The organism is Lactobacillus sp. HMSC08B12, from assembly GCF_001808415.1.
GTDB lineage: Bacteria > Bacillota > Bacilli > Lactobacillales > Lactobacillaceae > Lactobacillus > Lactobacillus delbrueckii.
In genome coordinates this window covers 1-6,176 of sequence record NZ_KV793182.1, presented here as the reverse complement: position 1 = coordinate 6,176, position 6,176 = coordinate 1, and the positions used below count along the sequence as shown (strand labels likewise).

Below are 6,176 nucleotides of genomic sequence, written 5' to 3'. Positions count from 1 at the left end.
ATCTTTGCCATAATATTCTAGCTTGTTATTACTGTAGTGTCGTAGACCAGTGATAGGTTGTCCATCATTTACTTGGCTAATAGAACCAGAGGCAGCACTAGTTGTGTGAGCTTTCGCCTCATGGCTTTTGTTATTACTGGAGCTTACTTTTTGGCCCGTTTGGTTGGCGGCACTCGAAACAGCCTCGGTAGTAGCGCTTGAGGTAGCAGTTACTGCTTGACTAGTGTTTGAGTTGGCAGTTTCGCTGTCCGCTTGACTGAGGATACTCGAAGCAGCCTTTGTGGTTGTACTTGAGGTAGCGGTTGCTGCTTAGCCCTGATTTTGGGCAGAAGAAGAGGCAGCCGTCGATTCCGTGGTGGTTTCTTGACTGCCGTTGTTAGTTGCCGCGGGAGTTTCTGCAGTCTTGCCTGCATCTGCATTGGCATTATTGTCTTCTGTCTGCTCGGTACTTTCCGTGCCGGCAGCTTTTCTCGCTGTATTCGTCTGCGTCTGGGCTGCTTGCTCGCTAGCAGTCGTGGTATCAGCCTTTACTTGGCTGCCCGCGCCACTAGCCCAGAACATAGTCGCCCCAAGAAGCACAGACGTCATACCTACGCTAATCTTTCTTAAGGACCATCTTTGCTTTTCGCTAGATGGTTCATTCATCATTTTCTTTCTTGAATTCATACTCTGATGCGTCTCCTAATTTTTCCCGAGAAGTTATTTGCGTATACTAATACACTGTAATTATATAACTGGCATTTCTTTATTCAAAAACAGAAAGGAGTCCTTACAATGTTGAACCAATTACAGACTAAACCTTATAGTCACCGTTTGCAAGTAGAGTTTAGAACTTTGTCGAAAATCTGCAAGAAACTTTATTACAAGTACGCCCCATCTCGGTTAACTCACCGCCGCAATGCCAGTCTGGTAAAGGTTCCAGACTACGAGATCATTGCATTACTTGTCTGGCAAGCTGAGGAAGGTATATCTTCTCATCGCAGATTTGCCCGTTGCTGGGGACTTTGTGGTCTTTCTAGGTCTCGTTTTAATCGCAGGGCTAGAGCGCTTCTTGGCATCACTGCTCAGATCGTCAACGATCTGAAGTCAAGAGTCGATCTGCTTGATCAGTATATGATCATTGACAGTCTACCCATGCCTTTGTGTCAGCCAATCAGAAACCGCAGAGCTAAGGTGTTTGAAGGAACAGCCAACATTGGCTATAACTCAACCAAAAAGTTTTACAGTTTTACTACTACGGTTTTAAAGGCCATTTTGCCGTATCTCAGGACGGGTATGTTCTTGGCTATGTAATCACCAAGGCATCAATCCACGATGCAAAAGAAGCAGAAGAGCTGATTCTCAGTCCCCGTCCCGAAGGGCACTTTATCTTAGGCGATGAAGGTTATATAGGCAAACTACTGCACGATACCCTCAAGATAGACGGTTATATACTGTGGACACCTTATCGGAAAAATATGAAGGGTGCTAAGCAGCATAACAAAAGAGAGCTAATGGCGATTCGCAGAACAATCGAGAGTGTGTTTTCAGTACTAAAGTACTACGGAATTGAAAATATACTTGCAAGAAATGTAGATGGTTTCCAACAAACTGTCGAGATAATTGTATTAACTTACAATATCAGCTACATCCTACAGAGATATGGATTCAGATTCTTCAACTAGCACCACGCGTAGTTCTATATTACTTGTTACTAATTAGTAGCTCTTGATCAAGGACATAAGTCTTGTCATCGTCAGTCAAGCTCTGCTGGCTCTTGTCGGTTAATTCCCGGTAAAGCTCACTGGCTAAAGCGTAGTGAGTGCCGGTCCCTCGGTCAGTTACGGCTTCATCATGGCTGGTATAGCTTGTTGCGTTATAGATGTCGTCCTGCAAAACCGCAACAATCAGCAATTCAATTCTATACAGGGCAAAAAAAGGGCTCTTCCACATCGCGTGAAAAAGTCCTGTTTACTTTTACATTAACAAGTAATATTAATTTTTTGACTAGAAATTCTACTTAAAGGCCTACTTGTACTTGATAACGACCTTGGTACCCACCTTCAGCTTGCCTGAAGTCCGTTGACCGTACAGCCAGCGGGCGTCACTCAGCGTCAGCCGGATGCAGCCGTGAGAGTCTGGCTTGGTCCCTTGCACAGTCAGGTGGGCCGTGCTGCCGACGCCGCCGTAGCCGTAGTGGTAGCCATTGTAGTAGACGCCAGAGCCATAGTTGTTGATTGGCACGCTGTGGAACAAGTAGTCACTGCCGTAGTAAGCCATGTAGTAACGGGCCCCTACGCCGTCTGAAGACATGAAGGACGGGCCGTAAGCTGCCTTCAAGTAGAAGGTGCCACGCGGCGTGTCGCTTTGGTACTTGCCGTTAGTCATTTCAAAACGGCCGGCTGAAGAGTACATAGTGTAGATGACCCTCTTGCCGCTCATGACGTAAACCCGGTTGCCCAGGATGGAAACCCGGATCCAGACATTCTTGTACTTGGCCAGGTTCGGGTAAGCCCGCTTCTCACTTGACTGGAAGTAGTAAGCTCCAGTCTTGGCCCGCATGTCGGCAGGGTCATAGTAAGGAGCGTTGGCTGGCTTATGCAGAACCCGCTTGTAGCTGACCTTGACGGTAACATTCTTGGTCTTGCTGGTCACCGTCTTGGCCTTAACTTTAGTCGTGCTGCGCTTGTAGCCGCTTATTGCAGGAACCTTATAACTCTTCCAGGTCCCTTTTGACCACTTGCCATAGCTCTTCTTCGCCTTCTTGGAAGTCTTGGTTAATTTGCCATCAGTATAGGTTTTAGTCGTCGTGGTAGTGATCGTTACCGTTCTGGACAGCTTAACCTTTTGGGTGATGGTCTTGTTCTTGCCCGGCCGGTCCAAGATGATCTTCCGGGTCTTGGTAATGTATTGCTTCTTCTTGCTCTTCTTGACCGACTTCTTGGTCGTCACGACTGAAGACACTTTAACCGTAACATCAACCGTGTCAGTGGACTTGTCAGTGTAGGTTACTAAAACAGTCCCCTTGACCGTGCCGACCTTGGCCGTGCTTGGTGCCTGCTTCCAGGTCACGCTGTGCACGTTCTTAAGGCTGGAAAGGTTGCTGATGGCTGACCTGGCCGTCAGGCTCTTGCCCACCTTGACCGTCAAGCCGGTCTTGGCTACAGGGCTGTTCTGGCTGGCATAACTGGTTACTACTTCCAGGTCGACTTCAACTTCGCTGGTCGTCCCGTCAGTATAAGTGATGACTACCGTTGCCTTCTGGCTGCCGGCAGCTGACACGTCTGGCGTGGTCTTCCAACTGTAACCCTGGACTTTCTTTACGTTCTTTAAATCATCCTTGTTGCTGATGGCGTCAGAAGCATTCGGCCGAGTGCCCACAGGCGTGGTCAGCTTCTGTCCTTTGGCTTCTTGATGGTTTAAGGCAGTTGACGTTTCTGACGTATCCGTTGTCGTGTTGGTTGACGTATTGGTCGTCTGCGCCGTGTCCGTGTCAGCCAAGACTGCTTGGCTGCCCAGGCCACTGGTCAGCAGGGTCAAAGCTGCCACTGAAAGCAGGGTAAGATACTTTGACTTTTTCATAATTCCCTCCGATATCTAACAGGTGCTCAGGCGCTTCATCAAGCGCGGCATATAAGCAGAAATTTGCGTTGGCCGCACCAGGTAGGAAGACTGGTAAAGGTCGTCCCCTGCCCTTGAGTGGCAGTAAACTGCTGCTAAAACGCTGGTCAGCTTGGGGCCAAACTGGCCAAGAAAAGCGGCAATAATTCCAGCTAAAGTATCGCCCATTCCGCCCGTAGCCATTCCCGGGTTGCCGGCTGAATTGCGGTAGATTTCACCTGTAAAAGCATATACTCGCGTTCGATGTGCCTTCAAGACTAGTATAACACTTTTCATTTTGCCAGAGAACAAACGCGAAAGAGCCGCTTGGTTGGCCTGGTCTTCCTGGTCAGCAATCTTGATCCCGCTCAGCCTCTGCCACTCCATCTGGTGGGGAGTCAGAATAACCAGGCCGGCCTGGAGATTTCTCAGCAGGTCAGGCTTTTGGCTGAGCAAGTCTAAAGCGCTGGCGTCAAAAATAATAGTCTGGTCAGAACCTGCATGCTGGCAGACTGCTTCTAAAATTTCCCAGGCTTTTTCCTCCAGGCCCAGGCCAGGCCCGCACAAAATTACATTAGACCGGGAAATCTGCTTAGCCAGATCTAAATTGTAGTCAAGCACGGCTGCTTCTGGCAGGCGGGCGTGGAGGGCGGCAAAATTGACCGGGTCGGTCGCTACCGTTGTCAGACCCGCCCCGGAGTAAACCGCGGCTTCGGCGGCCATGTTGATGGCTCCGCCATACTGGTGATTTCCACCAATTAGCAGGACCCGGCCGTAATTGCCCTTGTGGCTTTCCGCCGGCCGGGGGCGGACCACCTGCCGGGCTAAATCTTCATCAATGCTTTTCATCTTACTTGCTGCCAAAGATGCTCCGCCACAAACGGACGAAGAAGTTGGCCTCCTGGTTGTCCTGAGTTGCCACGGCTGGAGCAGTCACCGTCTTGCCGCTAAGAGATGGCAATTTACCGCTAGTGGCTGAGAACTTGTAGCTGGCCATCTTGCTCCCCTTCTTTACAGGGGCAGAAACAGCAGTCTTGGATAAAGAAGTCTGCAGCTTGCTGCCCTGCTTGGCCCAGATAGTCACCGTCTTGCCCAAGACAACCTTGCTGCTGGTTTCCTTGCCTTCTGGCACCTTGACCGTGTTGGCCCCGCTGATGCTGGACCCCTTCTTCAAGGTTACGGCCGTGTAGTTTTGGTAGACATAGTGCATCAATTTGGCCGTCTGCACGAAACGGGACGGGTCCTGGCTGTTTGCGTGCTTGGCGCCCAAAACCACGGTGATGATCCGGTGGCCGTTTTTCTTCACAGTCCCGGCAAAGCAGGCACCGGCCTTGTCAGTCGTCCCGGTCTTCAAACCGTCAACTGGCAGGTCAGAGTAGTAGCTGCTCAGCCCTTTCAGCATCCAGTTCCAGTTAGTCATCTGGCTTTGCGTTGAACCGGATGAGAAGGTAGCGCTGGTGATTGAAGTCGTCTGCAAGACTTCCGGGAAGTCCTTTAAGAGCTTCTGGCAGACGATGGCCATGTCAGTGGCTGACATCTCGTTTTCAACGTCCTTGCCCACGCCCGGGTAAGCAGCTGAGCCAAGGCTGCCATTAGCCAAGCCGCAGGCGTTGTAAATCTTGGCGTCCTTAATCCCCCAGCTGGTCAAAAGCTCCCGCATCTTTTTAACAAAAGTTACCTGGTCGCCGCTGACAGCCTGAGCCAGGGTCAAGGCTGCCCCGTTAGCGGATTCGATCAAAGTGGCCCGGTAAAGCTCCTTGATCGTGTAAGCATGGCCGCTAGTTAATGGCACATTGGAATACTCAGTGTTCTGGCTGATCTTGGCAATCGCGGCCGTCGGTTTAGCCGTGCTGGTCCAGGACAGCTTGCCCTGCTTGATGGCCTGCAGGGTCAGGTAAACTGTCACCAGCTTGGTCATGGAAGCAATCTGCCGCGGGGTCGTGGCATTCTTGGCATAAAGTATCTGCCCGCTGTCGGCATCAACGGCAATCGCGGCCTTGACGTCCAGGTTCAAGTCCTGCTGCTGGTAGTTGGCGGTTGCCGCCGCAACCGGCGCGGCCTGCCAAGTACTTATTCCGGTCAGTAATAATCCACTGGCTGCCAGACTCAGCAGCGCCTTTTTGATCTTTTTTAACAAAGTCGCTCCTCTTTTCAAAAAATTACGAAAATTTTGGATTAGCACTTCCATTTTACCAAATTTTTGCTATTATTAAATATGTGCTGAGGCACGAGATGCCCACTTGGCGGAATTGGCAGACGCGCAGCGTTCAGGTCGCTGTTCTGGCAACAGAGTGAAGGTTCGACTCCTTTAGTGGGCATGAATGAATAGCTGGGACGTCCAGCATGGGAGTTTTAAGAGCTGACCTAAGGGTCGGCTCTTTTTTTGCTTCTCCTGCCTTTTCAGCCTAGCAAAGCAATGGAAAACTGCTCCTAAGAAAAAGTAAATTTTTTCTAAAAAAGCAAAAAGAAGATCTCCCTCAAAAAAGGAGATCTTCTTTTGATGTTACTAGTTATGCTGGCTCTTAGTGAGAAGCACCTGAAGTAGTGTCTGGTGCAGTTTCTGGAGTTGAAGCACTTGAAGTTGCTTGAACTTGCAA

The 6,176-nt window shown here is 50.0% G+C and carries 5 protein-coding genes, 1 tRNA gene and 1 pseudogene; 2 read left to right on the top strand and 5 right to left on the bottom strand.

Annotated elements, in window-relative coordinates; all coding sequences use genetic code 11:
- Nucleotides 1-309 precede the first annotated feature (309 nt).
- The gene (locus HMPREF3168_RS10765; protein WP_070489262.1) at nucleotides 310-666 is read right to left on the bottom strand and encodes a YSIRK-type signal peptide-containing protein; all 357 of its coding nucleotides are present in this window, start codon (nucleotides 664-666) and stop codon (nucleotides 310-312) included.
- A gap of 111 nt (nucleotides 667-777) precedes the next feature.
- On the opposite strand from HMPREF3168_RS10765, the pseudogene HMPREF3168_RS06565 reads away from it, so the two are divergent.
- Nucleotides 778-1,664 (top strand): annotated as a pseudogene (locus HMPREF3168_RS06565) (IS982 family transposase).
- A 19-nt stretch (nucleotides 1,665-1,683) separates the two neighbouring features.
- Here the strand turns inward: HMPREF3168_RS06565 and HMPREF3168_RS06560 are convergent.
- From HMPREF3168_RS06560 to HMPREF3168_RS06545, 4 genes are all read right to left on the bottom strand, one after another.
- On the bottom strand, nucleotides 1,684-1,908 hold the full coding sequence (locus HMPREF3168_RS06560; RefSeq protein ID WP_035175245.1) for a hypothetical protein: 225 nt from the start codon (nucleotides 1,906-1,908) through the stop codon (nucleotides 1,684-1,686).
- Nucleotides 1,909-2,007: 99 nt separating this feature from the next.
- Nucleotides 2,008-3,561 (bottom strand): Rib/alpha-like domain-containing protein, encoded by a 1,554-nt coding sequence (locus HMPREF3168_RS06555; protein WP_070489260.1) that lies wholly within the window; start codon nucleotides 3,559-3,561, stop codon nucleotides 2,008-2,010.
- Nucleotides 3,562-3,576: 15 nt separating this feature from the next.
- Nucleotides 3,577-4,428 carry an NAD(P)H-hydrate dehydratase gene (locus tag HMPREF3168_RS06550; protein WP_070489258.1) on the bottom strand — a complete coding sequence of 284 codons (852 nt, stop codon included), beginning with the start codon at nucleotides 4,426-4,428 and terminating at the stop codon, nucleotides 3,577-3,579.
- A gap of 1 nt (nucleotide 4,429) precedes the next feature.
- Complete coding sequence (locus HMPREF3168_RS06545; RefSeq protein ID WP_003613627.1) at nucleotides 4,430-5,716, bottom strand: serine hydrolase; 1,287 nt, start codon at nucleotides 5,714-5,716, stop codon at nucleotides 4,430-4,432.
- A gap of 97 nt (nucleotides 5,717-5,813) precedes the next feature.
- Between HMPREF3168_RS06545 and HMPREF3168_RS06540 the strand changes: the two genes are divergently transcribed.
- Nucleotides 5,814-5,897 (top strand) — tRNA-Leu (locus tag HMPREF3168_RS06540).
- The last annotated feature ends 279 nt before the right edge of the window (nucleotides 5,898-6,176 follow it).